This window comes from Terribacillus saccharophilus (genome assembly GCF_002272075.1).
In the GTDB taxonomy this organism is placed as follows: domain Bacteria; phylum Bacillota; class Bacilli; order Bacillales; family Amphibacillaceae; genus Terribacillus; species Terribacillus saccharophilus_A.
In genome coordinates this window covers 378,011-401,311 of sequence record NZ_NPBJ01000003.1, presented here as the reverse complement: position 1 = coordinate 401,311, position 23,301 = coordinate 378,011, and the positions used below count along the sequence as shown (strand labels likewise).

Annotated in this window: 22 protein-coding genes and 1 pseudogene; 10 read left to right on the top strand and 13 right to left on the bottom strand. The window is 41.1% G+C overall.

Going from position 1 to position 23,301, the window contains the following annotated elements:
- Window positions 1–1,136: 1,136 nt before the first annotated feature.
- The 5 genes from CHH48_RS02710 to CHH48_RS02690 all read left to right on the top strand — a co-directional run bounded on the left by CHH48_RS02710 (window position 1,137) and on the right by CHH48_RS02690 (window position 5,269).
- Window positions 1,137–1,820, top strand: coding sequence for an ABC transporter permease (locus CHH48_RS02710; protein ID WP_281252921.1), 684 nt, complete (start codon window positions 1,137–1,139; stop codon window positions 1,818–1,820).
- Window positions 1,821–1,833: 13 nt separating this feature from the next.
- Window positions 1,834–2,805 (top strand): ABC transporter ATP-binding protein, encoded by a 972-nt coding sequence (locus CHH48_RS02705; RefSeq protein WP_095217791.1) that lies wholly within the window; start codon window positions 1,834–1,836, stop codon window positions 2,803–2,805.
- 13 nt (window positions 2,806–2,818) lie between these two features.
- Window positions 2,819–3,568 carry an ABC transporter permease gene (locus tag CHH48_RS02700; RefSeq protein WP_095217790.1) on the top strand — a complete coding sequence of 250 codons (750 nt, stop codon included), beginning with the start codon at window positions 2,819–2,821 and terminating at the stop codon, window positions 3,566–3,568.
- 19 nt (window positions 3,569–3,587) lie between these two features.
- Window positions 3,588–4,487, top strand: a complete 900-nt coding sequence (locus tag CHH48_RS02695; protein WP_095217789.1) for a glycine betaine ABC transporter substrate-binding protein — start codon at window positions 3,588–3,590, stop codon at window positions 4,485–4,487.
- Window positions 4,488–4,789: 302 nt separating this feature from the next.
- On the top strand, window positions 4,790–5,269 hold the full coding sequence (locus CHH48_RS02690; RefSeq protein WP_400660495.1) for a pyridoxamine 5'-phosphate oxidase family protein: 480 nt from the start codon (window positions 4,790–4,792) through the stop codon (window positions 5,267–5,269).
- A 173-nt stretch (window positions 5,270–5,442) separates the two neighbouring features.
- On the opposite strand, the gene CHH48_RS02685 is transcribed toward CHH48_RS02690, so the two are convergent.
- Complete coding sequence (locus CHH48_RS02685) at window positions 5,443–6,651, bottom strand: multidrug effflux MFS transporter (RefSeq protein WP_095217787.1); 1,209 nt, start codon at window positions 6,649–6,651, stop codon at window positions 5,443–5,445.
- A 97-nt stretch (window positions 6,652–6,748) separates the two neighbouring features.
- Window positions 6,749–7,436: pseudogene (locus CHH48_RS02680) on the bottom strand (SDR family oxidoreductase).
- Window positions 7,437–7,635: 199 nt separating this feature from the next.
- Between CHH48_RS02680 and CHH48_RS02675 the strand changes: the two are divergent.
- Window positions 7,636–8,529, top strand: a complete 894-nt coding sequence (locus tag CHH48_RS02675) for a LysR family transcriptional regulator (protein ID WP_095217786.1) — start codon at window positions 7,636–7,638, stop codon at window positions 8,527–8,529.
- Window positions 8,530–8,687: 158 nt separating this feature from the next.
- On the opposite strand, the gene CHH48_RS02670 is transcribed toward CHH48_RS02675, so the two are convergent.
- Complete coding sequence (locus CHH48_RS02670) at window positions 8,688–9,863, bottom strand: NupC/NupG family nucleoside CNT transporter (RefSeq protein ID WP_095217785.1); 1,176 nt, start codon at window positions 9,861–9,863, stop codon at window positions 8,688–8,690.
- Window positions 9,864–10,337: 474 nt separating this feature from the next.
- On the opposite strand from CHH48_RS02670, the gene CHH48_RS02665 reads away from it, so the two are divergent.
- Window positions 10,338–11,090, top strand: a complete 753-nt coding sequence (locus tag CHH48_RS02665; RefSeq protein WP_095217784.1) for a hypothetical protein — start codon at window positions 10,338–10,340, stop codon at window positions 11,088–11,090.
- A 76-nt stretch (window positions 11,091–11,166) separates the two neighbouring features.
- Window positions 11,167–11,682 (top strand): DUF6141 family protein, encoded by a 516-nt coding sequence (locus CHH48_RS02660; RefSeq protein WP_095218078.1) that lies wholly within the window; start codon window positions 11,167–11,169, stop codon window positions 11,680–11,682.
- A 39-nt stretch (window positions 11,683–11,721) separates the two neighbouring features.
- Here CHH48_RS02660 and CHH48_RS19725 read toward each other — a convergent pair whose 3' ends face one another.
- Window positions 11,722–11,922 carry a PH domain-containing protein gene (locus CHH48_RS19725; protein WP_245840303.1) on the bottom strand — a complete coding sequence of 67 codons (201 nt, stop codon included), beginning with the start codon at window positions 11,920–11,922 and terminating at the stop codon, window positions 11,722–11,724.
- Between the two features lie 58 nt (window positions 11,923–11,980).
- Between CHH48_RS19725 and CHH48_RS19720 the strand changes: the two genes are divergently transcribed.
- Window positions 11,981–12,172, top strand: a complete 192-nt coding sequence (locus CHH48_RS19720) for a hypothetical protein (RefSeq protein ID WP_245840309.1) — start codon at window positions 11,981–11,983, stop codon at window positions 12,170–12,172.
- 188 nt (window positions 12,173–12,360) lie between these two features.
- Here the strand turns inward: CHH48_RS19720 and CHH48_RS02650 are convergent, their stop codons facing one another.
- The 6 genes from CHH48_RS02650 to CHH48_RS02625 all read right to left on the bottom strand — a co-directional run bounded on the left by CHH48_RS02650 (window position 12,361) and on the right by CHH48_RS02625 (window position 19,920).
- The gene (locus CHH48_RS02650) at window positions 12,361–12,756 is read right to left on the bottom strand and encodes a VOC family protein (protein ID WP_095217782.1); all 396 of its coding nucleotides are present in this window, start codon (window positions 12,754–12,756) and stop codon (window positions 12,361–12,363) included.
- Between the two features lie 216 nt (window positions 12,757–12,972).
- Entirely contained in the window at window positions 12,973–14,475 is a 1,503-nt protein-coding gene (locus tag CHH48_RS02645) for an FAD-dependent oxidoreductase (protein WP_095217781.1), read from the bottom strand.
- Between the two features lie 59 nt (window positions 14,476–14,534).
- Window positions 14,535–18,098, bottom strand: a complete 3,564-nt coding sequence (locus CHH48_RS02640; protein ID WP_095217780.1) for a dynamin family protein — start codon at window positions 18,096–18,098, stop codon at window positions 14,535–14,537.
- A gap of 89 nt (window positions 18,099–18,187) precedes the next feature.
- Complete coding sequence (locus tag CHH48_RS02635; protein ID WP_095217779.1) at window positions 18,188–19,231, bottom strand: C45 family autoproteolytic acyltransferase/hydolase; 1,044 nt, start codon at window positions 19,229–19,231, stop codon at window positions 18,188–18,190.
- 72 nt (window positions 19,232–19,303) lie between these two features.
- The gene (locus CHH48_RS02630) at window positions 19,304–19,585 is read right to left on the bottom strand and encodes a DUF3221 domain-containing protein (RefSeq protein ID WP_095217778.1); all 282 of its coding nucleotides are present in this window, start codon (window positions 19,583–19,585) and stop codon (window positions 19,304–19,306) included.
- A gap of 242 nt (window positions 19,586–19,827) precedes the next feature.
- Window positions 19,828–19,920, bottom strand: a complete 93-nt coding sequence (locus CHH48_RS02625) for a YjcZ family sporulation protein (protein ID WP_095217777.1) — start codon at window positions 19,918–19,920, stop codon at window positions 19,828–19,830.
- 382 nt (window positions 19,921–20,302) lie between these two features.
- Between CHH48_RS02625 and CHH48_RS02620 the strand changes: the two genes are divergently transcribed.
- Window positions 20,303–20,404 carry a YjcZ family sporulation protein gene (locus CHH48_RS02620; protein WP_095217776.1) on the top strand — a complete coding sequence of 34 codons (102 nt, stop codon included), beginning with the start codon at window positions 20,303–20,305 and terminating at the stop codon, window positions 20,402–20,404.
- Window positions 20,405–20,544: 140 nt separating this feature from the next.
- Here CHH48_RS02620 and CHH48_RS02615 read toward each other — a convergent pair whose 3' ends face one another.
- The 3 genes from CHH48_RS02615 to CHH48_RS02605 form a co-directional block, all read right to left on the bottom strand.
- Entirely contained in the window at window positions 20,545–21,180 is a 636-nt protein-coding gene (locus CHH48_RS02615) for a PepSY domain-containing protein (RefSeq protein WP_095217775.1), read from the bottom strand.
- A gap of 88 nt (window positions 21,181–21,268) precedes the next feature.
- Window positions 21,269–22,606 (bottom strand): sensor histidine kinase, encoded by a 1,338-nt coding sequence (locus CHH48_RS02610; protein WP_095217774.1) that lies wholly within the window; start codon window positions 22,604–22,606, stop codon window positions 21,269–21,271.
- A complete protein-coding gene (locus tag CHH48_RS02605; RefSeq protein ID WP_095217773.1) occupies window positions 22,603–23,298 on the bottom strand; it encodes a response regulator transcription factor in 696 nt (231 codons plus the stop codon). The genes CHH48_RS02610 and CHH48_RS02605 overlap by 4 nt, the downstream gene beginning before the upstream one ends.
- Window positions 23,299–23,301: the final 3 nt, after the last annotated feature.

Genomic DNA, 23,301 nt, shown 5'->3' with positions numbered 1-23,301 from the left:
AATAAAAGTTATTCAATTGTAATGATTATAATAAATCTGTCTCACCAAAATTTAATTGATACCATGCAAAAACGCTTTCTCAAGAAATCACCCAATACATACTAAATTTTACCCGACTTGTATTAGAATTAAACTTGAAGAATTTGTTGTTACAAGCACATTTATAAATAGTATGACTAACATGCAAAACTTTTATGATGACTTCTCCAGCAATTCAGTAATTATTTAGAGAGTTTTACACCTAAAAGTGTAGATTGAGCTGTTCCATGCAAAAATTTCGAAATCTAAATATCGTATATAAAAATTTAAAATAAGTGTGACCGTGTGACCTATTTATAAATTAGATTTAGTATTTTGTTTAGAGAACTAGCACTTATAATTAAATAACGAAAGGAGAAGTCTAATAACAACACAAATTTCATTCCAACAAGTAGATGTATTTACAAAGAAACCTTTCAAAGGCAATCCTGTGGCTGTTATTCTGGACAGAAACGCTATCTCGACTTAAGATATGCAGAAAATAGCAAATTGGACTAACTTCTCTGAAACTACCTTTGTTTGCAAACCGACACATCCGTAGAATACGGATTTTTACCCCAAACAATATATTGCCCTTTATCTTTTTGTCTTTTTTGATTCAAAATTAATAAAGACTGTACACTGTGAGAAAAGTACAGACTTTACTATTTAGTTATTTTTTTTGATTGATCTTTGTCTGGATTGTTTGTAGCAGGTACTAGTTTTCCGATGTTAGCCGATGTTGGAGGCATTCTTTCCGTTTTATTGATTCCAGTGATGATATGGTATCGTCGAAGCAAGATTTGAAGAATAGCAGTTTATAAGAAAAGGCTGTACATCAATACTTTGTACAGCCTTTTTGTTCTATCTTCATTAACTCTGATTATCAAACCACTGATGCTCCATCATATAAGCAACACTTTCTTCCACTGTTCCCAAAAGGGTATGCTTGGATAATATCGTTTTCCTTTTCAATACGTAAATAACCGCTTCTGGCATTTAAAAGAGAATTGATCAGCGCACAGACTTAACTCATTCTTATGTATTGGTTATTTTTTCATGTTAGGATGTTAGTCAAACTGGGTATAAATATGATAGCAAAAGTCTGACAAGAGCTTTTGCAGTACAAAAACAGGAGGTGCCCTCTCATCACCAATTTAATAGAATACTTCGCAAGTAATTTCACATTTATACTTGGATACACATGGGATCACATAAAGCTTGTCGGTTTAGCAATCATAATTGCTATCGTGATCGGTGTTCCATTAGGAATCTATTGTTCCGTCAATAGATTCGCCGCCTCAACTATTCTACAGATTGCTTCCATCATGATGACTATTCCAAGCCTCGCTTTATTTGGAATCATGATTCCCGTACTTTCGCTTATCAACGAAGGAATAGGTACGTTACCAGCTGTTATCGCACTTGTACTCTACTCACAGCTGCCGATCATCCGAAATACATACACGGCCATCAGCAATGTAGATCCCGACATACGTGATGCAGCAAATGGAATTGGTCTCACAACTTTTCAACGTCTTTATAAAGTGGAGCTGCCGAATGCCATGCCTTTGATCATGGCTGGAATCCGCACCGCTACTGTACTCAATATCGGTGTCGGCGCCATTGCAACGCTAATCGGCGCAGGAGGCCTTGGCGGCATCATCTATCAAGGAATTTTGCGTACTAATAACACAATGATCCTCGCAGGTGCAATTGCTGTCGCTATATTGGCATTGATTGCTGATTTATTCCTGCGCTTGATTGAAAATCTATTTACGCCAAAGGGTGTAAAAAAATAATAAGGGAGACTATATGATACATTTCAACGATGTCACAAAGATATACAACGGCAATGTAAAAGCGATCGAGGATATGAATTTCACCGTCGAAAAAGGTGAACTGGTCATCATGCTAGGCCCTTCCGGCTGTGGAAAGACGACTTTGCTTCGTATGGTAAATCAACTCGAAAGCATCACAGACGGTGATATCATGCTCAACGGCAAGAGCGTCCGCCATTCCAACAAAATTGAGATGCGCCGAAACATCGGTTATGTTATTCAATCTAATGGCTTGTTCCCGAATATGAATATTGAGGATAATGCCATGATTGTACCAAATCTTCTAGGCTGGGACCGTAAAAAAATGCGCGACCGTTTTAATACTTTGATGGAACTTGTAGGGTTAAATCCAGATGAATATCGAAAACGATATCCGCATGAGCTTTCCGGTGGTCAGCAGCAGCGTGTAGGTGTTGCCCGCGCATTGGCTGCCGATCCGCCAGTGATGTTGATGGATGAACCATTCGGTGCATTGGATCCAATCATCCGCACTCATCTCCAGGAAGAATTCCTGCAAATCCAAAAAGAGCTAAAGAAAACCATTCTTTTTGTCAGCCATGACATTGACGAAGCGGTCAAGATGGCCGATAAAATCGCACTTTTAAAAGGCGGGAAAATGATGCAATACGCAGAGCCTGCCAGAATGCTGAACAAACCAGCCAACAGCTTTGTTGCTGAATTCGTCGGTCAGGACCGCGTGCTGAAGAGCATGAGTCTGTATACAGTAAAAGACCTTGCAAACGCGCTGACACTGAAGCCTGTTCTTGAATCTCCTGATTCTCAAAATATAAACGAAAACCTCTCCTTGCGAGTGGCAATCTCAAAGATTTTAAACCAGGAAGCGGACCAGCTGATTGTAGAGAACGACAATGGCACGCGCAAAGGAAGTATTACTTTGGACTTGATTGAGCAGTTCCTGCACCGCGAAATCAAGGAGAGCGTCTAAGGGGGCAGTAATCATGGAACGAAAAAACAAAACGATCGCCCTGTTTATCAAGCTTATCTTCTGGGCATTGCTCGTTGCATTCTTTATTTGGGCATTCTCCAATAATATGTTCAGTACGATTTGGGAACAGCCGGATACTTTCCTGCGCTTACTCGGTGAGCATATTACAATCGTGCTGCTTTCAGGAGCTGCTGCTGTGCTGATTGCTGTACCACTCGGCATTTTCGTTACTAGGCCTAAATTCCGTAAATCGGAATGGCTGATTGTCGGAATAGCGAATCTCGGTCAGACGATTCCGAGCTTAGCTGTGCTTGCACTGGCTATGGGCTTCCTAGGTATCGGAATCAGCGCAGCAGTAGTTGCCTTATTCGTCTATTCCCTGCTTCCAATTCTGCAGAATACGATTGCAGGCATCGATTCCGTTGATGACAACATGATCGATGCAGCCAAAGGAATGGGACTCACAAATGCTCAAATCCTCTGGAAAATCGAGCTGCCGAATGCACTCACGTCGATCATTGCAGGTGTTCGAACAGCATTGGTCATCAATATCGGGACCGCTGCCCTCGCCTACCTTGTCGGTGCTGGCGGTCTAGGTGTATGGATATTCACCGGTATCCGTCTATTTGATAACGCCTTTCTGATGTCTGGCGCCGTCCCTGTCACCTTGTTGGCCATCCTGATTGATTACTTGTTCAAATGGCTGCAGTTTGCTTTGGTGCCAAAAGGGCTTCGTCTAGCCAGGAAAGCACAAAACGCATAAAGAAAGGATACCAGAGGTTATGAAAAAACGATTATCTCTATTTGTTTTATTAACATCTATATTACTAGTGTTAAGCTCGTGCAGTCCCGGCGGGAAAAATATCACAGTCGGAGCCAAGACCTTTACAGAGCAGCTGCTTCTAGCCAAAATGACAACCTTCATATTGGAGGATAACGGTTATAACGTAGAAGAAATTCAGAATCTCGGTTCATCCGCGATGCGTCAAGCAATTGAAACGCAGCAAGTCGATATGACATGGGAATATGTAGGTACAGCACTGGTATCCTATTTAGGTGTGGATCCAGTAGTCGATAAGATCGAAGCTATGGAAACCATCCAGAAGCTTGATAAAGAAAACGGTGTAGCATGGACAAATTTGACCGATGCCAATAATGTCTATGTGCTCGCTATGAAACAAGAAAGAGCAGATGAGCTGGGTATTGATACAATCAGCGATTTAGCTTCTTACGTGGAGGATAACCCAGATGAACTTAGCTTTGGGATGGAAACCGAATTCGCTAATCGTCAGGATGGGATGCCAGGTTTAGAGGAGCATTACGGCTTCCATGTTCCTGATTCAAACATCCGGGAAATGGAGATTGGTCTTTACTATTCCGCGCTGAATAATGACGAAATCGATGTGTCCGAAGGGTTTTCCACCGATCCGCAAATCAAATCACTCGGATTAAAAATTCTTGAAGATGATCAGGAATTTTTCCCGTCCTACAACCTGGCTGCCTCTATCAATCAAGACACGTTAGATGAGCATCCAGAATTAACTGAAATACTTGAGCCGCTACAGAAAGCATTGACCGACGATTCCTTACGGGAATTGAACTATCAAGTGGATATTGAACAAAAAAGTGTAGAACGTGTAGCCAAGGATTTCCTAGAAGCAAATGATCTGCTGAAAAACTGAGAAAACGGCCCTGACGAGGGTCGTTTTTGTTTGTTTTTTACACGACTTTAGATACTAACGGATTATTAGGTGCTCCCTCCTACTACAGGTCGTATGGGAGGAAACTTGTCCATCTTTTTCTGTAGATACACGTATATAGACTATATATAGCTAGTATAAAGTACAACCAAACTATTAGAATTCTTACCTCAGTTAATCAGTTTTAACCCGAGTTTGCTTTTAGTTTAATAGACCCTTATTAACGCATAAAAATTGATGGTAAGGGTAATATACCTCTATAAACTATTACTTAGGTGGTGGAAATGTTGAAACAAGAAGAAATGGAAACGGTAAGAGAGTTAATCAAAGACATAGACACTGCGATGCTGACTACCGTTACGGAAGAAGGACTTGTATCTCGCCCTATGAAAACACAAGAAGTAGAGTTTGATGGTGACTTGTGGTTTTTCACTAAAAAAGAGACTGATAAATATGAAGAGATTCTACATGAGCAAGATGTTAATGTGGCTTATGCAGGTAAATCCTATGTTTCCATTCGTGGAAGCGCGGAAATCGTTTCGGATTTAGAGAAGAAAAAGGAATTGTGGAGCAAAGCATATGAGAAAATCATGCAAACTTCGTATGATAGTCCTGATGTTGTCTTGATAAAGATACAAGCGGAAGCAGCTGAATATTGGGATACCGGTAATTTCACGAAGAAAATTGCCTTTATGTATAAACGTATGACTGGGCAAAGTGCAAAATCGACAGATATTAATGAAACGGTTGAATTGAAAAAATAACAGCCCAAAACAGAGAAGAGGCAAGGTTTCTACAAAGACCTTGCCTCTTCTCTATTTTTGTTCAGCAGGTGCGAAAAACCTCATTGGGTTATCATAGCGGCCCCTAATGATAATGATCTAATTAAAAGACCTTAGCATTGCTCTCTATAAATGCGGAATTGAGGTAACTAAAGTTACATATTTCGTGAAATTGCAGATGACCTTCTCACCAATGTGATGTAGAAGATAACCGCAAGTATACTAGTCATAAAAATTGTTATTCCGAAGGGTACAGCAGAATCTTCTCCAGCAATACCTACTAAAGGAGAAGTGATGGCTCCTAATGCAAATTGGAGACTACCTAATACTGCGGCCGCACTTCCTGCAATGTGCCCTTGTGACTCCATGGCCAAAGTAAAGGAAACCGGTGCAATTATTCCAATGGCTACTGCAAATAAGAAGATTGCCAGGAACAAAGTAATGAATGATCCGTGAATTAGCACGATAATCAAGATGAGCGCAGTAGTGATGAAAGCTATCAGCAGTCCGATTCGAAATATACGATGTTCATCCATCTTTTCTGAAAGCCATTTCACTAGCTGTGATCCCAAAATAATTCCAAGTCCATTTAAGGCAAAAAGTACTGAAAACAGTTGAGGCGAAATATCATACATATTCTGATATATAAATGGAGTCCCGGAAACATAGGCGAACACACCGGAGAACAATATGCCATTGACAAGCGCATAGCCCATAAAGCTCCGATCTCGAATCAAAGAACTGTAGTTTCTTAATAGTTCCTTGAAATTGCTTGGAACACGCTGCTCAGCATGCAGGCTTTCTTTTATTCCCCATGTGGCTATGCCTGTTAGAATGAGCCCTAAAATCCCTAGAAAAATAAACACTCCAATCCATGAAGTGAACGTAGTCACCGCACTTCCTGCAGTAGGAGAAATTAATGGAGCTACATTGCTAATCATCGTCAGAAGTGCCATGAATTTGACCATTTCTACTCCACTGTAACAATCACGAACAATCGCACGAGATATAACGAGTCCTGCGGAAGCAACAAATCCTTGAAAGAAGCGCAAAACAATAAACATTCCGATGTTTGGCGCGAATGCACATGCTATAGAAACTAAAAAGTAGAGAAGCATTGATATTAGCAAAGGCTTACGCCTGCCATGAACATCACTTAGAGGGCCTGCAACAAGCTGTCCCAAACCTAAACCTAACAAACTGGCCGTTAGGCTCGCTTGAATTAACGAAGCCGTTGTATTAAAGTCATTCATCATTTCCGGCAGCGAGGAAAGATACATATCTACAGTGAATGGTCCTAGTGCTGAAAATACAGCTAACAGCAGAGCGGTTCTAAAATAATTATTTTGCTTTTTATATTCCATTTATTCATAGCTCCTTTGACACGCAATCTTGCGCTAAATAAAAAAATGCTACTAAGGTTAGGGCAATTTCTTAAATTCAAAACCCAGTTTATGCTTTTTAGCCGACTTGCTTAGTTGGGCGAATGATTACCTCATTTACTGCTGCCGATTCAGGTGTGCCTATTGCATAAGCAACTGCATCAGCTACATCACTTGCTTTTAATCCGTCAGTGCGCTGAAGATTCACTACCCATGCCCTTCTCTCCGGGTCATTTATCGTTGTGTGAAGCTCTGTGTCTACTGTTCCTGGAGAAATAAGCGTGCTGCGAATATTACTTTCACGTTCCTCTTGCCGCAACCCTTCCATTATGGCGCGAACAACAAACTTCGTTCCGCAATAAATAGTACCTTGCTGGAATACCACGTGACCAGCTACAGAGTCAGTCGTAACAATCTGTCCGGATTGTTTTTTCTGCATGATCGGTAACACGGCAGCGATACCATTTAAAACACCCATGATATTGATGTCTATCATCTGTCTCCATTCATTAAAGCGTTTTTCGGAGAGTAATGCTGTTGGCATGATTCCAGCGTTATTAGATAGGCACATCAATACGACCGTGTTTCTCAACTGCCAGGTCGATAACCGCTTGTACTACTTCTTCTTTCGTGACATCTGCTACTGCAATAGAAATATCTGCGCTTGGCAATGCATTCGCAATAGCTTCCAAGCGTTCTTCACGCCGAGCAGCAATCACTAATTTTGCCCCTTCTTCTGCCAGCTTCCTGGTTGTTGCTTCTCCTATTCCACTTTATGCGCCCATGATTACAACGACTTTGTCTTGAATGTTTATCAAATAAATCATCCCTCCTAATGCCGTTTAACCTCTCATACATATTTTAGATAGGACTCATATTTATAACAAATACTTATATCTCATTTCTTGATATGCTTGCTAAGCATTTCTATTTATATATACTAGACTTCATAAGGAGGCATCAGATATGGAATTAAGAGTACTGCGTTATTTCCTTACAGTGGCACGAGAAGGAAGCATTACTAAGGCTGCTAATTTTCTGCATGTTACACAGCCAACCTTATCCCGGCAACTAAAAGATTTAGAACTGGATTTAGGAAAGAAACTATTTATCCGAAGCAGCCACAGTATCTCCCTCACTAATGAAGGAATTCTCCTGAAAAAGAGAGCTGAAGAAATTGTCTATATGGCTGATAAGTTAAAGACTGAATTTCATTCGATGAAAGAAACAGTAAGTGGAGATGTTTATATCGGCGGCGGAGAAACAGACGCCATGAGGCAAATTGCACGGATACTAAAAAAATTGCAGGTAAGTTACCCTAATGTCCGGTATCACATACACAGTGGAAATGAAGAAGATGTGACGGATCGGCTAAACAAAGGAATGCTTGATTTCGGTATTCTGATTGAGCCCGCTAATCTGTCAAAATATAACTATCTGAACATTCCTGCCAAAGATCTTTGGGGAGTTGTGATGAGAAAAGACAGTCCACTGGCAGAGCAAGCTACCATTCATGCAGCAGATTTAATACATCTACCGCTAATCTGTTCAAAACAGGCCATGAATCAGACTTATTCAAAGAATGAATTTGCAGATTGGTTCGGTGAAAATCTGGATAAGTTAAATGTCGTTACTACATATAATCTGGCGTACAATGCCAGCATTATGGTGGAAGAAGGCATCGGTTACGCAATCACTCTGGATAAGATAGTGAACACGTCAGAAGATAGCAATCTCTGTTTTAAGCCTCTTGAGCCTAGACTTGAGTCCGGTTTAAAAATTGTTTGGAAAAAGCATCAGGTTTTCTCTGCAGCTTCCGATTTGTTTCTTAAGGCAATTCAAGCAGAATTATCAAGCTGATAGACGTTCAATAGAACAGGAAATAGTCATATGCTGCCGTGGTTGTGATTGGAGAAGATTACGTAAACGAGGAAATCAAATTAAAGAAGACTGTACACCCACTTAGTGTACAGTCTTCTTTATCTCTTTAAGAGACTTTGTGAAAAACAAAGGCGCCGTTAGAGGAATAGCCCCACAATCGTACCAGTCAAGATAGATCCCATTGTAGCAACCAGCAGAACCTTGAAGCCGACTTTAGCCAGCAGGCTTGCCTGTTTTTGATCTATTGCTTGTACAGTTCCTAAGATCATTCCAATGGATGAGAAGTTTGCGAATGAAATCAAGTAAGCTGACACAATACCTACAGTTTTCGTGGACATGTCAGGTAGTATTTTGACAAAATCAGTGATTGCTACAAATTCGTTAGCAGCTACTTTCGTTCCCATGATGGACCCTGCATTCAGAATTTCAGATGTTGGGATTCCCATGATAAATGCTACCGGTGCAAATACATAACCTATTAGCTCCTGGAATGTCATCCCCACAATGCCATCCAAAATGAAGTTAACCATTGCAAGTAAAGCCATATACGTAAGTAGCATTGCTCCTACGATAAGAGCAGTTTTACCGCCTAAAATAGTGCCATTACCGATAGCTTCAAAGAATGATTTTTCATTATTCATTTCTTTCACATCAATTTCGAGATCTTCTTCACTTGTTACCGGAGCTACAATGGAAGATAAAATCAGACCTGAGAAAACGTTCAATGGCAGTGCCACTAGGACATATTCAGCAGGAATCAGCTGCAAATACGCTCCAAGAGTCGAACAAGATACAGCTACTAGTGATGAACTTGCGACAATAAATAAACGGTTCGGGCTAAGCTTGTGAATTTGCGACTTTACAGATAGAATTGCCGTTGTGTTACCAAAAATCATGGAATTTACGGCAACGAATGATTCAATCTTCGGAAGCCCTGTTATTTTGGAAACGAAACCACCTATATACTTGATTGCGAATGAAAGTATTTTGGTATAAGTTAAAATGGATAATAATGCAGATACAAAAATAATCATCAGAAGAACGTCAATGAAGAAATAACCCTTTTCGGATAAGTCACCCAATATGAATGCAATTCCTTCATGACCAAATGACAGTACTTTGGTAAATACATCTACAATTTTCTTGATGATCGTTCTGCCAATGGAAGTATTCAACAAGAACCAGCCTAAAATAAGCTGGACAACTAGCATGACACCGACAGCTCTATAATTGATATTCTTTTTGTCGTTTGACATAGCCCAAGCAACAGCAATTAAAACAAGTATTCCTAAAATCCCAATAACAATAGACAATTCCTTAACCTCCAACTCTGCAGAACCACAATGGCAACAGTGTAATTTACTTAGCTTTGTTCAATTTTAATCTTCTTATAATAAAAGCAGAGAAAAACCCCCGCCCATTACAAATTGTTAAAATTTTTATTATAAATACCTGATTAACATTTAATCTGTTTTATAAGCTAACTTAACGCTAAATATTAGCATCTATTATTACATATATAACAATGCATGATAACTCTTTTATAAGTAGTTCTATTATTTACATTTTTCCTAAAATACTCTTAACTAATTTATTAAAATTATTTATTCAATCAGAAAAATGGCTAAAAGAAAAACCCTAAAACTCTTTGTTTTAGGGTTTTTCCAAGTAAGGTATTTGCCTCTACAAATCAGTGGGTATATTTAATTGACCATAATATTCCATTTAACTTCCTTATTTCCTCTGATTGACGTTACAATATAAATGACAAAGAAAGGAATGATTATATGATGAAGCCTAGCAAGCTTCCGTATTTGTACACTGTACTGCTTTTGTTAGTTCTAGTGCTTATTGGCTGCACCAACAGTACCAACGAAGAATCAAAAGAAGATTCTTCAGATACTTCTACTGCATCAGCATCTGATCAGCAAGATGAAGAAGCTAATGAAAATGATCAAGTAGATAAAACTGACGATGAATCGGAGTCCAAGAGAGAAGTATCTGCGTCTGCATCTAATAATTCAGAAGAAATAACTCCAGATGCGCCCGAAACTGAAGAACCTAATACTTCTGAGGAAACAACAACTGATAAAGATACAACTGATACATACGAAAATGAAGAAAATGATCTATTGGCTAGTTATTCTGTTGAGGAAATTGAATACGCACGAGTGTGGCTCCAGCTCGGTCCAAACCAGCAGATTGACGGATTGTATGTAAGGAAAATTCCAGCTGGCACAACACTAGAGCCAGATTATTTCCCTATTGTCAGCTACCCTGAAGATGTTGTTCAGCTAAGCGGTTCTCGCATAGTCGATGGATCTGTAACATATAGCAGTAATGGAGATGGTTCGATTAATGTGTACAACGTTCCTTTGCCAGGACGTTGGTATGGTGGTGCACCTTCCCCTCCAGAAGGCTTAGATGAAGGGAAAATGAGAGAAGAACTTGAAAACATTATCAATAATACAGAGCTTGTTTATGTTAATCCTGGAGAAGATGATGCTGTCAAAAAGTTAATTGACTTAATCAATGAATAATTTTTTTTACAATCAGTGGGTTGATTATTGAACAGCACACTTTCGTTTATTCAAGTTTCGCTAAGGAGTGATTAAGATAGTAGCAAACAATGTAATCTACAAAGAAGTCCAAAAACCTAAGCAGCCTTTGCTCTGGCTGATAGTAATATCTATTGCTGCATTGATGTGGTACGGCTTCATTCAGCAAGTCGTCTTAGGAGTTCCTATTGGTAATAAACCTGCTTCAAATGCTGTTTTAATTATATTTTGGATTATCTTCGGAATTGCTTTTCCTTTTATCATGCTTAAATGGACAAAGCTGATTGTCGAAGTGCATGAGGATGGTCTTTACATTCGCTTTATGCCGTTCCATTTACATTATAAGAAGTTTTTGTATAAGGACATCAAACATTATAGATCTATCAACTACAGTCCATTAACGCGTTTTGGCGGCTGGGGTTATCGTGTGAATTTCAAAGGAGAAACGGGTTACATAATGGGCGGGAAACAAGGGATAGAGTTGACTTTAAAATATCAAACAGTAGTGATTAGCACTATTGAACCGAAAGAAATCATTAAGGGAATGGACGCTTTTCAAAAGGATAAATTATAAAATTCGCTTGCCTTGATTGTTAAAAGTTTAAAGTAAAAACTAGCATTTTTCTCGAATTTTCATATTCGGACACCGCTTTTTTAACTCATTAATAAATTCTCTTTTACACATTGGTGAAATCATTACACTGCCCCAAAATGCCTGTTTGGAATAAATCTCAATCGCGTCCCTCGATGACAATATTCTATAGCCTGAGAAAATATTATTTGAAGAAGTAATCTCTGTAATATCTTCGTACAAAATACGACTTTTGTATGGTCCTCCTTGTACTAATAAGAAGTCTTGAGAGTAAACATACTTGATTGAAAATGCTGACCACAAAATTACTCCTGCAGGAATTAAAAATGTACATGTTAATAAAAGAAACGGAAACAAGTCTATTTTGTTAAAAAAGAAGAGTGGCCAAAATGACGCTAAACCCAGTAAAAGAATTGCAATCATCATGAAATTAACGAAAAAGGCATCTATTTTCGAACAAAATACCATCTAACCCACCTCACTTCTATAACACTATATACGAGTCCTGTTTCACAAGGTTTCACATCAGAAAGAAGCTGCCGGGAGTACCCAGCAGCTCATCAGTTTCACTTAATACTCTATCCAGTGACTATATCTCTGAGGCTTTTGCTACCTTCATCTCCACGGCCTGTCTTATATAAGTACACAGATTGTTTAATCTTATGGAAGATTCAACTGCCATGAAACTCCGAACTTATCATCCGTCCAGCCAAATTTCTTACTGAATCCATAATTGTCCAGCGGCATACGTTCAAGTCCATCCTCGTTCAGTTTCTGATAAAGTTCATCGAGTTCCTTTTCCGTGTCACAAGTAACGTAGATGGAGAAAGAAGGTGTAAAGGAAAACTGATGTGTCACATTACTGTCAATGCACATAAATTCTTGACCCTTTAAGGAGAATGCAGCCAGCATTACAGTTCCTTCATCTCCAGGTTCGTTCGCTCCATATCGAGTAATACTTTTAATTTCTGAATCCTCTATGAGTGATATGTAGTAATTCATTGCTTCTTCAGCTTTGCCATCTTGGAACATTAAGAAAGGTGTAACCTTCTCCATTATTTATTACCTCACTTTAATTATTCTTTCATTTCAAAAGCTAGCTCTGTTCGACCGTAAACATGGCATTCCACATGACGGAACCTTCAGGAAATCCAGTAACAGTATTATTGTATCTTCTGCATTGTACCACTTGTTTCCTTTAAGATCGGACTTTTCAGCACAAACATTAAGTAGAAAAAGCCGCCGGGGGAACCCCTAGCAGCTTATCTCCACCTATTCTCTATCCAATGCCCGTAACGCAGGACCCTCTACAACTTCACCAACAGCTGTAAATCGAGATCCATGACAGGAACAATCCCATGTGTGATCCGCGTTATTCCAAGAAACAGGACAGCCGTTATGTGTGCAGGAAGCACTCATTTCGTGCAGCTCCCCTTTTTCATCCCGATAGTAAGCCATTGTCTGACCGTCTTTCTCGAGGATAGCACCTTTTCCATTTGGCAGATTATCTGGTTTTACAACTGTTTCATTGCTGATACGATTCACATCGTCCTCCCCGATACTGACGGCTTCTGCTTCTTCCATCTCCCGGCCAATCTTATATAGTTCGGCAAATTCATTGTCTTTACCATCTATAAGATCGGCGAGTAAGGTAGCTGCGGCTACACCATTGGACAAGCCCCATTTACCGAAGCCGGTTGCTGTATAGATACCGGGAGCATCGTCACTTGCTTTTCCAATGAAAGGCAGCTGATCGGTTGTGAGCAGATCATGGCTGGACCAATGTTCATAAAGTTCCTCCACCCCGAATTGTTCTTCAGCAAATTGATAGATTCGTTCGTATCGATCTAAGACAGAAGAACCATCGCCGGTCACATGGGACTCTCCTCCGACGAGCACGTAATGATCGTCACCTTTTTTCAAGCTACGGATAGATCGTTTTGGCGACTCTAGACTGATGTACATGCCGTCAGGGTACGGTTTCTTGGACTTTATGGCGATACCGTAAGAATTCTTTGGGTTCATATTCGAAGAGAAATATTGATTCTCCACCTGAACAGGGAAATGGGTTGCACTTACAACATGATTCGCTGTAATGGTATGACCATTCTCTGTATGGACGACAGGACGAGATTCCGTATCGAATGAGACAGCTAACGTCTGTTCGTAAATGCTTCCGCCTCGAAGCTCGATTTCCTTCAATAAGCCTATCAAGTATTTCACCGGATGGAACTGGGCTTGCTGACGCATTACAGCAGCTGCTTTGATAGGGATTTCCAACGGCATTGTATCTGCCAGATAACCATCAATTTGTAGCTTGCGGTAGGCCTCTACCTCTTTTTCAATTGTTTCCACACCTTCGTCTAACTGCGTGTAAACATACGCCTCCTGCTCCTCAAATTCACAATCGATTCCATGCTCGGCTGCTGTATCTTTCACATAATTGATCGCCTGCAGATTTGCGCGGAAGTATTGTTTTGCTGTTTCCTCTCCATAGCGTTCAATCAAGCCATGATAAATGATATCGTGCTGTGCGGTCAGCTTGCTTGTCGTGTATCCGGTTGTACCAGAGATCAACTCACGACCTTCGATAAGAACAACGCTTCTGCCGCGCTTAGTCAGTTCGTATGCTGTCGTTATACCAGCGATTCCTGCACCGATGACTAATACATCCGTATCCAAATCTTTTTCTAAAGCTGGATAGGTCGGCATTTCCGTTGAATTACGCCAGTATGATGATGGTTTCTGTGAAAATAGCTTTTTTGTTTGCTCCATAACTGCTAACCTCCTGGACTATTGCCTTTTGGTTATACAGTATCCTGGATTAGCATCAGTCAAACTTTTTCCGGTAAAAGGGCAGCGAAAGTTTTTACCGCTTGCTGAAGTTTCTGACGGGAAGACGTATCTGTCAAAGCCCGTAGCATACCGGTGTAATAACTTTCTAGCTGTCCAGCTGCATTTTTCTGAAGGCCTGCCTTCTCCGATTGCCAAATTTCTTCGTAATGGCTCTCCATAGCTGATGTATACACTTGCAGTATTTCAGCAAGAATCGGTTCCATCAGCTTTAAAAGTTCCTCTTTCAACTTTTCTTTTCCGTTTTCTTGGAAAAAGGCTTTTGGACCGCGATACATTTTTAGCAGTCGAGTAATTTCGCCTTGTTCAAAACGGAACGATGTTTCTGGCGGCGCAGTCTCTGGCAGTTTCTGATCTGCAGGTGCTGCCAAGGATAACGCCTCGTTTACCGTTTGGACGGCTTGTTCTAACCCGCTCCTCCATCGCTCCATCTGCTCTCGTACTGTTCTGTCGACACGAATAGTGACTGCTCGGTATTCCTGTTCTAACTGAATTTGGATTTGACTAGCGAATTCAAGTATTTGCCGTGCTACTTCCTCTTTACCTGCTGCTCCGCTGCTTTTGATTAGTGCTGGATTAAAGCATTGTTTAAACAGATCATTTGCTTCAAGCATCTGTCTTTCTTTAACATAATGCAGCTGTTTTTCAATACGCTGAACAATAGCTTGTTGAAAAACAGGCTGTGTATATGTCCGTGCTTTGGCCAAGATTTCATCCTGTTCCTGCTTATACTGACGGACTTTCCGCAATTTCGCATTTTCATCTAAATCCATTGCATTGCTATACGTTTGCAGCTGTCCATATTGCCTTTTCAATTCCTGCCTGGCGCCTTGAATAATGACTTCTGTCAGCTCGTTGCGGATGAAGCCATACAATTCTTCCTCCAGCTTGTTGAGCCCTGAATTCAGGTTCAGGGAAGTCTGTTTCTCCTGCAAGCCAAGTAAACTGCTCAAAGCAAAAAGGCGCGGCTGTCTGATTTGGAAGTTAGCCAGATTGTCTGCTACATAGGAGGTAACATAATTGACTTCTTCTTCATCCTTTGCTAAATCACTCGCATTTACGACGAAGAACATATTGTCTTTCTCTAAAGCTCCTTTTACCTTGCCCAGCTGCTGGAGTACTTGTTCATCCGCCTTCGAAAAAGCGTGGTTATAATAAGTCACGAAAAGGATCGCATCAGCATGCTTCATAAATTGGAATGTCACATCCGTATGACGGGCATTGACTGAATCGGCTCCTGGAGTGTCTATTAGTGTAACGCCTTGCTTAAGGAACTCATTATCCAAATAAACGGTTATCTGTTCGATAAAGCAGCTTATCGTTTCCTTCGTTACATAATCGCTAAAATCCCCGAACGGAATAGTCCCTTCTGTACCAAGATTAGCGTGTACGACATTGTACCCAGTTTGGACCGCCTGCAGAAACGCTTGATGTCTTTTATCCTTTACAAGATCCGCCGGGTTTTCAGATAAGAAATCCTGCAGGGTAAGCTGCTTTCCGCTCAAGCTTTCAATGTCAGCCTCGATATGCTGCCGAGATTTCCATTTGACTAGCACAGTCTGATGAGGATGCTGACTCGTTGCCTGCTTCAGCATATTGATCGATGCGGTCGTTGGATTCGGCGACACCGGGAGCAGGCTTTCACCAAGCAATGCATTGGCGAATGAAGATTTACCAGCACTGAAAGCACCAAAAAGCACTAATGTGTAATCTTGATGTATAAGTTTTTCTTTTCTATTCTTGATGTCTTCTATTGCTGATTGAAACCCTTCCACGCCGCCCAGGGCAGATGCCGCCGATTCCAGCTGATGAGCCATATCTTCTGCAGTTAGCTTTGTAGGTGAATCAAGTTGTACAATCGGCTCTGCTTCCAGCACGGCCGTTTTACTATTTGGTACAGGTTCTAATAGATCTATGCTATCTTTCAGCTTATATCTATTCGTCAATGCTTGCCTCGCCCGTTCGATAGTTTCTGTATCCATATTCAGATCTGTCTGGTGAATTTGATTTGCGATTCTTTCATAAGACTGCTGTAACTGGTTGATTTCATTATCGACTTGTTCATTTTCAGCTGCTTTTCTTTTTTCCAGTTTTTCTAGCTGTTCCGCTTGCTGGAAGGCAGTTTGAGTCGTAAGGATTGCTGCTTCTACAACTTGGAGGGCAGCTTTTTTGTAAGCCAGCTTGATATGATCCTCGACAGCAGCTGTGTAGACCAATGTATAGGTGCCATTCTTACTCGCCCCTGGTTGAACATGCTGCTCAAGTAAATCAGCTGGCAGCACTACCGCAAAATCCTGCAGCAGCACTTGTACGGATTCCGTATACATCTCATGCTTCCTAGCCCAGTCGCTCAGCTTATCGCGAATCCGCCAGACCAACTGCTTCTCGATTTGCTGATAAATCAGCTCCTCTGTCTTAGCTCGGCGCTGTTCCCGCTCTTCTGCTGTCTTTCGTTTATTTCCAAACAAACCTACTTTAAAGTCTGGAAAAGTGGATTCTAAATAAACTTCTGCTACTTCACGCACTTCAAAAGGCATCAGATTTGCGTTTTTTAAAGTCTGCTGAATAGTCTCGCGTCCGTCTTCTTCTGCAGTTTTTTGTTTCTCTCGCCAATTGCTGGCTGCATCCTCAGCAGTATGATCCAATTGATGACGCTGCTCCAACAATGCTGCTTCTTTTTCCGCTAAATCTTGTCTCACATCCTGCAGATAATTAGCAATCAGGCGCTGTTTCCCTCGCTCCAATCCTGCTTTATGTAACTGTTCTTTATCTGCAAGCAGCTTTTGCATCTTTTCTTTTACAGCATATAGCTGATTATGCTCGTGGTCTTGTTCTTTCAATGTCGTATAGTATACAGCTTCAGGTGTGATATTCCACTGTTCAAATACGTTCGTGACCCCAGTTTGAAAATCGGTCCATGAGAGTTCTTCTTCGCGATGCTTGTCAATTTGATTGACAAGCAGATAAAATGGCTGTTTCTGTTCCGATAGCTGCTGTAAAAACAACAAGTTCACTTCCGACTGTACATGATTATAATCCGTTACATAAAACATACTGTCTACGAGATGCAGTGCCGACTCTGTCATCAGACGGTCTGCATCATCACTTGCATCGATACCTGGTGTATCCATCAAAGCGATTTTGTCTGGGAGTACTGTCTGTTCATCTTGTATTTCGATTCTGCGAATATCTTTATTCCGACAATATATATCCAATGTTTCCTTTCGGTACGGTATTGGAAGTTCATATTTCGTTTCATCCGCTCCATAAGCGACCACTTTCGGCTGACCGTACTGAATGGTAACGATATTAGCACTCGTCGGAATAGGGCTGGCTGGAAGCACTTGGTCACCAAGCAGCGCATTAATAAGCGAGCTTTTCCCGGCAGAGAAATGCCCTGTGAAGCAGATAAAGGCAGTTCCGTTCTCGGCTTTATCCACTAAATCAAGCGCTTTTTTACTATATTGTGATGCGTTTTCTGTTTCGAAATATTGATATAATGCTGACAAACTGAACAATTCCGTTGTTTCCGCTGTTCTTCGCATAGATGATCCCTCCTCTTATGTATGCGCATTCATATTTTTTATTATAAAACAGGAAAACCGCACTTACCATTGTAAATGCGGTTTTCTTCTTATTCTCCCATATAAGGAATACGGACATCAGTGTCCAAAGCACCTGTGAACTGGCTGAATGACAGTTCTCCACACTTGATCCAGCTGCCGAAATCGACTTCGGTCGGCTGCTGATTACCGATAGCAAATGTCATTTTCAATTCCTTTGGTTTGTAAACAGAGGTATGGATTGTTCCTCCCCAATTGCGATACTGATCTGAGAAAACATCATAACTTGGATCGTTCAAGAGACGAAAACCCTCAGCCGCATCAATATTCTCTTTGTAATGCTTCTGAATGTTATCAAATCGCCGTTTACTGTCGACAAGATGATGGCGATTCTCTTTTGTCAGTACGTCAAAGTGGTTCGTACTAAAGCTAGCTTCTCTTACTGCGGTACCGCGCGGACTGCCTTCTACCACTCGACGGACGCCAGCTGCATCATTTATCACATAGTTGAAGGAGTGGCGATGCGGCATTTCTGTCAGTTTATCGACTGCTTCTTCTGTCGTCGAACACGTTTCCAGAATGATACGTGAAAGCATATTACAAATGAAGCCTTCTTCTGGGAATCTTTGGTGCACAAAGTTATAGCCAATGGTCAGACCTTTTTCATTCATGCCATCTATACGTCCGAGAATTCGCTGAGTAGGACCGATTGTAGCAAAATACTCTTGTTCAGATGGCTGATATAAAAGAAAACGTCCTTCATATGTTTTCGGATGGTAATCATAATTCCGCGCAAGAAAGTCATTCCCGGCGACAATTGAACAGCCGGAATTGATCCATTCTTGCTGAAAGCCGCTGTAATCCATTAATGTCTCCTCAATGGAAAGGCCCAATGCATCACTGAGTCCTGTCAGCTCTTCATAAATGCCCGGATGATAGCTCCGGAACATGCGGAAAGCGTCTGCTGAATCAACCGTAAAACGGCGACGGTTCCGCTCTTTTTGTTTTTGCTGATATGCATATAACGGTGTATCTTTTAAGCGTTCTCCTTGCATGACGCCGAAATCATAATGTGATCCACGGTAAGTAAGAACATTGGAATGTATCTGTTTCATAGCGGACCCTTCTTTTCTGCATAGTATTCTTCTATTATCCAATACGATGCAGCGGTGAGGGAAATGATATGCTTATAGCGGCTCAATCTCACACACTGTAAGTTGAGGAGGATATGATTCAAGAATACTCGTATATGTAACTGTAATTTCCTCTCCATTTTTTATGGCGTCAGGTACTGCAGCTTCTTTTAGTATGTAAGGTGTTTGTTCAGTCTTGGGAATGATATATTGGTTATCTTCCGTAATATCCAAATACCCAGTCATTTTTTGCTGGCATTCATCTGACATAGGCTCCTGAATACTGCATCCAGTTAGTAGTATGACAAGTAAAAGTAAACCCTCGAACCATCGCATTTAGACTTCACCATATCGATTTGGTGCGTAATCTGAACCGCTGAAGACATCATCAAACTCTAATAAATCGAGTAAAAGCCATTCCAAATGACATTCCTCCCAACCCTATAAGTTATACTTCATTTTACATACATGGATAGGGTAATGGCTAATTTTAGGTTCAATTACTAACTCAGGGATTACTTTAATAACATACATAAAAATGAGACTGCATAGATTAGCAGTCTCATTTACTTATTTCATTAGCACCATGCTGCTCCAACGATAATAAGCAAAATAAACAAAACAACGATAAGCGCAAAACCTGCGCCGTAACTGGATCCTCCGTTGCTCATGAAAACACCTCCATATATTATATGTGTAGTATATGAATAGCTCTTAACCCTTGTATGGTTATTAACCCATCTGAGCTATAGGATTCGGAGGAACTATTCAAATAAAAAAGCAGCTGATTAAGCCAACCTTTTTATTTGAATTAGCCCTGGATAGCTGAAGCTTAGCGTTAACACACAAGTTAAATGGTGTCCCTAAATGATATGTACATAGCACGAATAATGTTATAGGTATTCACCAATTAATACATAGAATAGCGAAACAGTAACGGGTGTCTCTTTTGAAAATGGGTTATTCCAATTCTATAAACCTCAGAATAATACCCAAGCAGTAACAGTAGACAAACATAAAATATATCATCCTTGAACAAAGAGAGGTGTTTTTATGGGACATGGATCAGGCTTTGCGTTAATCGTTGTATTGTTCATCCTTTTGATCATTGTCGGTGCATCTGGCAAGGGTTACGGAGGCGGCAGCAGCTACTAATTTTATTGTTTTTCTCTAATAAGGCAGACAGGTCAAACGGCCTGTCTCCACTTTTTTCCAAAACCTCCCTTCGTTTTTACAAGAACCCCTTTTAACTAATACATAAAAAAGACAACAAAAAGAAGCAGCTGTCCGCTGCTTCAATCGTCTTCACTATCATATGTGATGGTTACAATTTCTCCTGATTGTGCATTGATGACAACTTCAGCTTCATCGTCAGCTGTTTTAAGCTCAAGCTCATAAACTGGGAGTCCATCTTCTTCATCAAACTCCGCATCTGTTACGCTGCCGCCTACTTCGTCTGTCGCAATTTTGATTGCTTCGTCCATCGTGATTTTCACTTCAGCCTGTGAAGCCTGTTTCTGTGAAGGAGCTGTCTGCTTTTTATCTGATTGCTGTTGATCATCGGCAGATTGTTCGTTTTCACCCTGCTGCTGGTCATCACCAGATGCTTGACTATGATCCGTACTGTCTGTATTCGGTGAAGTTATTTGTCTGCTGCTTTCTTTCAAACTGATTACTTCCCCGGTATTTCCGTTCAGCGTCAAATCATAAAGCTTCTCTCCATTTTCCAAATCGATATCATATCTCGGTTCGCTTCCACTGCGATCCAATTCTATTTCTGTTACGCTTGCATTATATTGCTTTTCCGCCTGCTGACGCGCCTGATCGATTGTCATCTCCGGTTCCCCGGCTGATGCCTGCATCTGATAAATACCAAAAACAGCAACAACAAGCACAACAACTGCAGCAGGTATAATCCACCTTTTTTTCACATCTATCGCCTCCAGCTATTATCTATAGCCAGTATATATCTTCTCCATTAAAAGAATGGTAAGTACTTCATTAGAATTTCATGAGAACTTAAATTGGCAGCCGTACAGTAAACGTAGATCCATCACCTAACGAGCTAGCCACTTCGATCTCCCCATCATGCAGTTCTACCAGCTGCTTGGCAATGGCCAGACCAAGGCCGCTGCCACCTTTCTCCCGAGTGCGCGCTTTATCTACACGGTAGAATCGATCAAAAATACGCCGCTGATCTTTATCATCAAGACCTTCCCCATAATCGGTGACACTCAGGATAGCTTCATTCCGTTCAGCTTTTACAGTAATCTCAATTAGCTCGTCACTGTATTTGATACTATTGCTTAGCAAAATATAGACAACCTGCTTCAGCATATTGCTATCTGCCATAACCATTAATCCACGCTCAGTCCGGACAGTGATTTCCCTTTGGTAAGCTGTTTCCATTGCTGCTGCACACGTTTCTGCTATACTGCCAAGATCAACTGATTCTTTTTGCAGCAATTCTGGATCATCTTTTGCCAAAATCAGCAACTGATCGACTAAAGCCTGCATCCGTTCCGTCTCACTATGGATTGCTTGTACCGATTCCTGCTGTACGGCAGGGTCATCAGCACCCCAACGATCCAACAGTTTACTGTAGCTCTTGATGATGCTGATTGGTGTCTTCAATTCATGTGAAGCATCAGATACGAATTGCTGCTGCTTCGTAAAGTTTTCTTCCAGCTGGTCAACCATTTCATTAAACGTTTCGCTTAGCGCGTGCAATTCATCATGACTTCTGTTTTCAGTTTCCATACGTTTCCACTTTCCGCTCTTGCGTATGGCCTGCATGGTCGAAGTCAAAGCCAGAATCGGCCGGAGCAGGAAGCTGCCCAGCAATCTGCCACCTAATATGGACGGAATCAAAATGATCAGTCCAGCTATTGTTAGACAATATTTAAGCACTTGCAGCGTTTGCTGTAGACTGACAAGTTCCTCTGCAACTTGCATCGAATAAATGCCATTATCCCGGATAACAGGAATCGATACTTCTGCATACCAGCTGCCATTGTGATAATATGTTTGATCCTGTTCCTGTGATGTGAACGTGAATGGAAGCTCCCGATACTTCTCCGCTCTCGTGATCACACCCTCACTTTGTCCGTCGGAGCCAATAAAACGTACCAGCCCTTCAGTTGGCAAATCAGCTTGAAACAAGCTAGTGCGTGACGTATCTTTCCAGTCGACGGTGGCAGCAGTTTCTGCCAAGGCACGCCCTTGTTCATGCAATCGATCAACACTATTATGCAAACTCACTTGCCTGAACAGGAAGTAAATGGACATATTTACGATCAGCAACAGGATCACCAGTGTAACAATTATGTAGAGTTGGATCCTTGTCCGCAGCTTCACTTTTCTTCATCCTTGATTGTATATCCGACACCTCTGACTGTCTTGATTAGCTTGCGTCTTTCACCTGTATCGATTTTTTTCCGCAAATAGCGGATATACACATCGACTACATTCGTGTCTCCGGCATATTGGAAACCCCAGACTCTCTCCAGCAGCTGATCACGTGTCAAAACCTGCTTTTCATGCTTCATGAGGAACAATAGCAAATCGTATTCTCGCGGTGTCAACTCTATTTCCATTTTACCGCGGATGACAGTCCTTGTCTTTTCGTCGAGCGTTAAATCACCAACCTGCAGTACAGTATCTTGTACTGCAGCAGCTGTAACAGTATGGCGAAGGTGTGCACGTATGCGCGCCAATAACTCTTCAATTTCGAATGGCTTCGTCATATAGTCTGTCGCACCTAGATCAAAACCACTTACCTTATCAGGCACGGCATCTCTTGCAGTCAGCAGCATGACCGGTACATGCGCATCTTGCTTACGAATTCGCCGAAGCAGTTCCATGCCGCTCAATGACGGCAGCATCACGTCAAGTAAGATGAGTTGGTAGGAATTCGCATAAAATGCTTCCAATGCATCCAAACCGTCATACTTTACATCAACAGTAAAGCCTTCATGCTCCAGCTCAAGCTGAAGCAGCCTTGCCATCTTCTTTTCATCTTCCACTACAAGGATCGTCGTCTGCTCCATAGG

What these genes read in the sequence shown, in the direction of transcription:
- CHH48_RS02705 (WP_095217791.1), top strand. Translation starts at nt 1,834, where the DNA reads ATGATACATTTCAACGATGTCACAAAGATATACAACGGCAATGTAAAA.
- CHH48_RS02700 (WP_095217790.1), top strand. Translation starts at nt 2,819, where the DNA reads ATGGAACGAAAAAACAAAACGATCGCCCTGTTTATCAAGCTTATCTTC.
- CHH48_RS02695 (WP_095217789.1), top strand. Translation starts at nt 3,588, where the DNA reads ATGAAAAAACGATTATCTCTATTTGTTTTATTAACATCTATATTACTA.
- CHH48_RS02690 (WP_400660495.1), top strand. Translation starts at nt 4,790, where the DNA reads ATGTTGAAACAAGAAGAAATGGAAACGGTAAGAGAGTTAATCAAAGAC.
- CHH48_RS02685 (WP_095217787.1), bottom strand. Translation starts at nt 6,651, where the DNA reads ATGGAATATAAAAAGCAAAATAATTATTTTAGAACCGCTCTGCTGTTA.
- CHH48_RS02675 (WP_095217786.1), top strand. Translation starts at nt 7,636, where the DNA reads ATGGAATTAAGAGTACTGCGTTATTTCCTTACAGTGGCACGAGAAGGA.
- CHH48_RS02665 (WP_095217784.1), top strand. Translation starts at nt 10,338, where the DNA reads ATGATGAAGCCTAGCAAGCTTCCGTATTTGTACACTGTACTGCTTTTG.
- CHH48_RS02650 (WP_095217782.1), bottom strand. Translation starts at nt 12,756, where the DNA reads ATGGAGAAGGTTACACCTTTCTTAATGTTCCAAGATGGCAAAGCTGAA.
- CHH48_RS02645 (WP_095217781.1), bottom strand. Translation starts at nt 14,475, where the DNA reads ATGGAGCAAACAAAAAAGCTATTTTCACAGAAACCATCATCATACTGG.
- CHH48_RS02640 (WP_095217780.1), bottom strand. Translation starts at nt 18,098, where the DNA reads ATGCGAAGAACAGCGGAAACAACGGAATTGTTCAGTTTGTCAGCATTA.
- CHH48_RS02635 (WP_095217779.1), bottom strand. Translation starts at nt 19,231, where the DNA reads ATGAAACAGATACATTCCAATGTTCTTACTTACCGTGGATCACATTAT.
- CHH48_RS02630 (WP_095217778.1), bottom strand. Translation starts at nt 19,585, where the DNA reads ATGCGATGGTTCGAGGGTTTACTTTTACTTGTCATACTACTAACTGGA.
- CHH48_RS02625 (WP_095217777.1), bottom strand. Translation starts at nt 19,920, where the DNA reads ATGAGCAACGGAGGATCCAGTTACGGCGCAGGTTTTGCGCTTATCGTT.
- CHH48_RS02620 (WP_095217776.1), top strand. Translation starts at nt 20,303, where the DNA reads ATGGGACATGGATCAGGCTTTGCGTTAATCGTTGTATTGTTCATCCTT.
- CHH48_RS02605 (WP_095217773.1), bottom strand. Translation starts at nt 23,298, where the DNA reads ATGGAGCAGACGACGATCCTTGTAGTGGAAGATGAAAAGAAGATGGCA.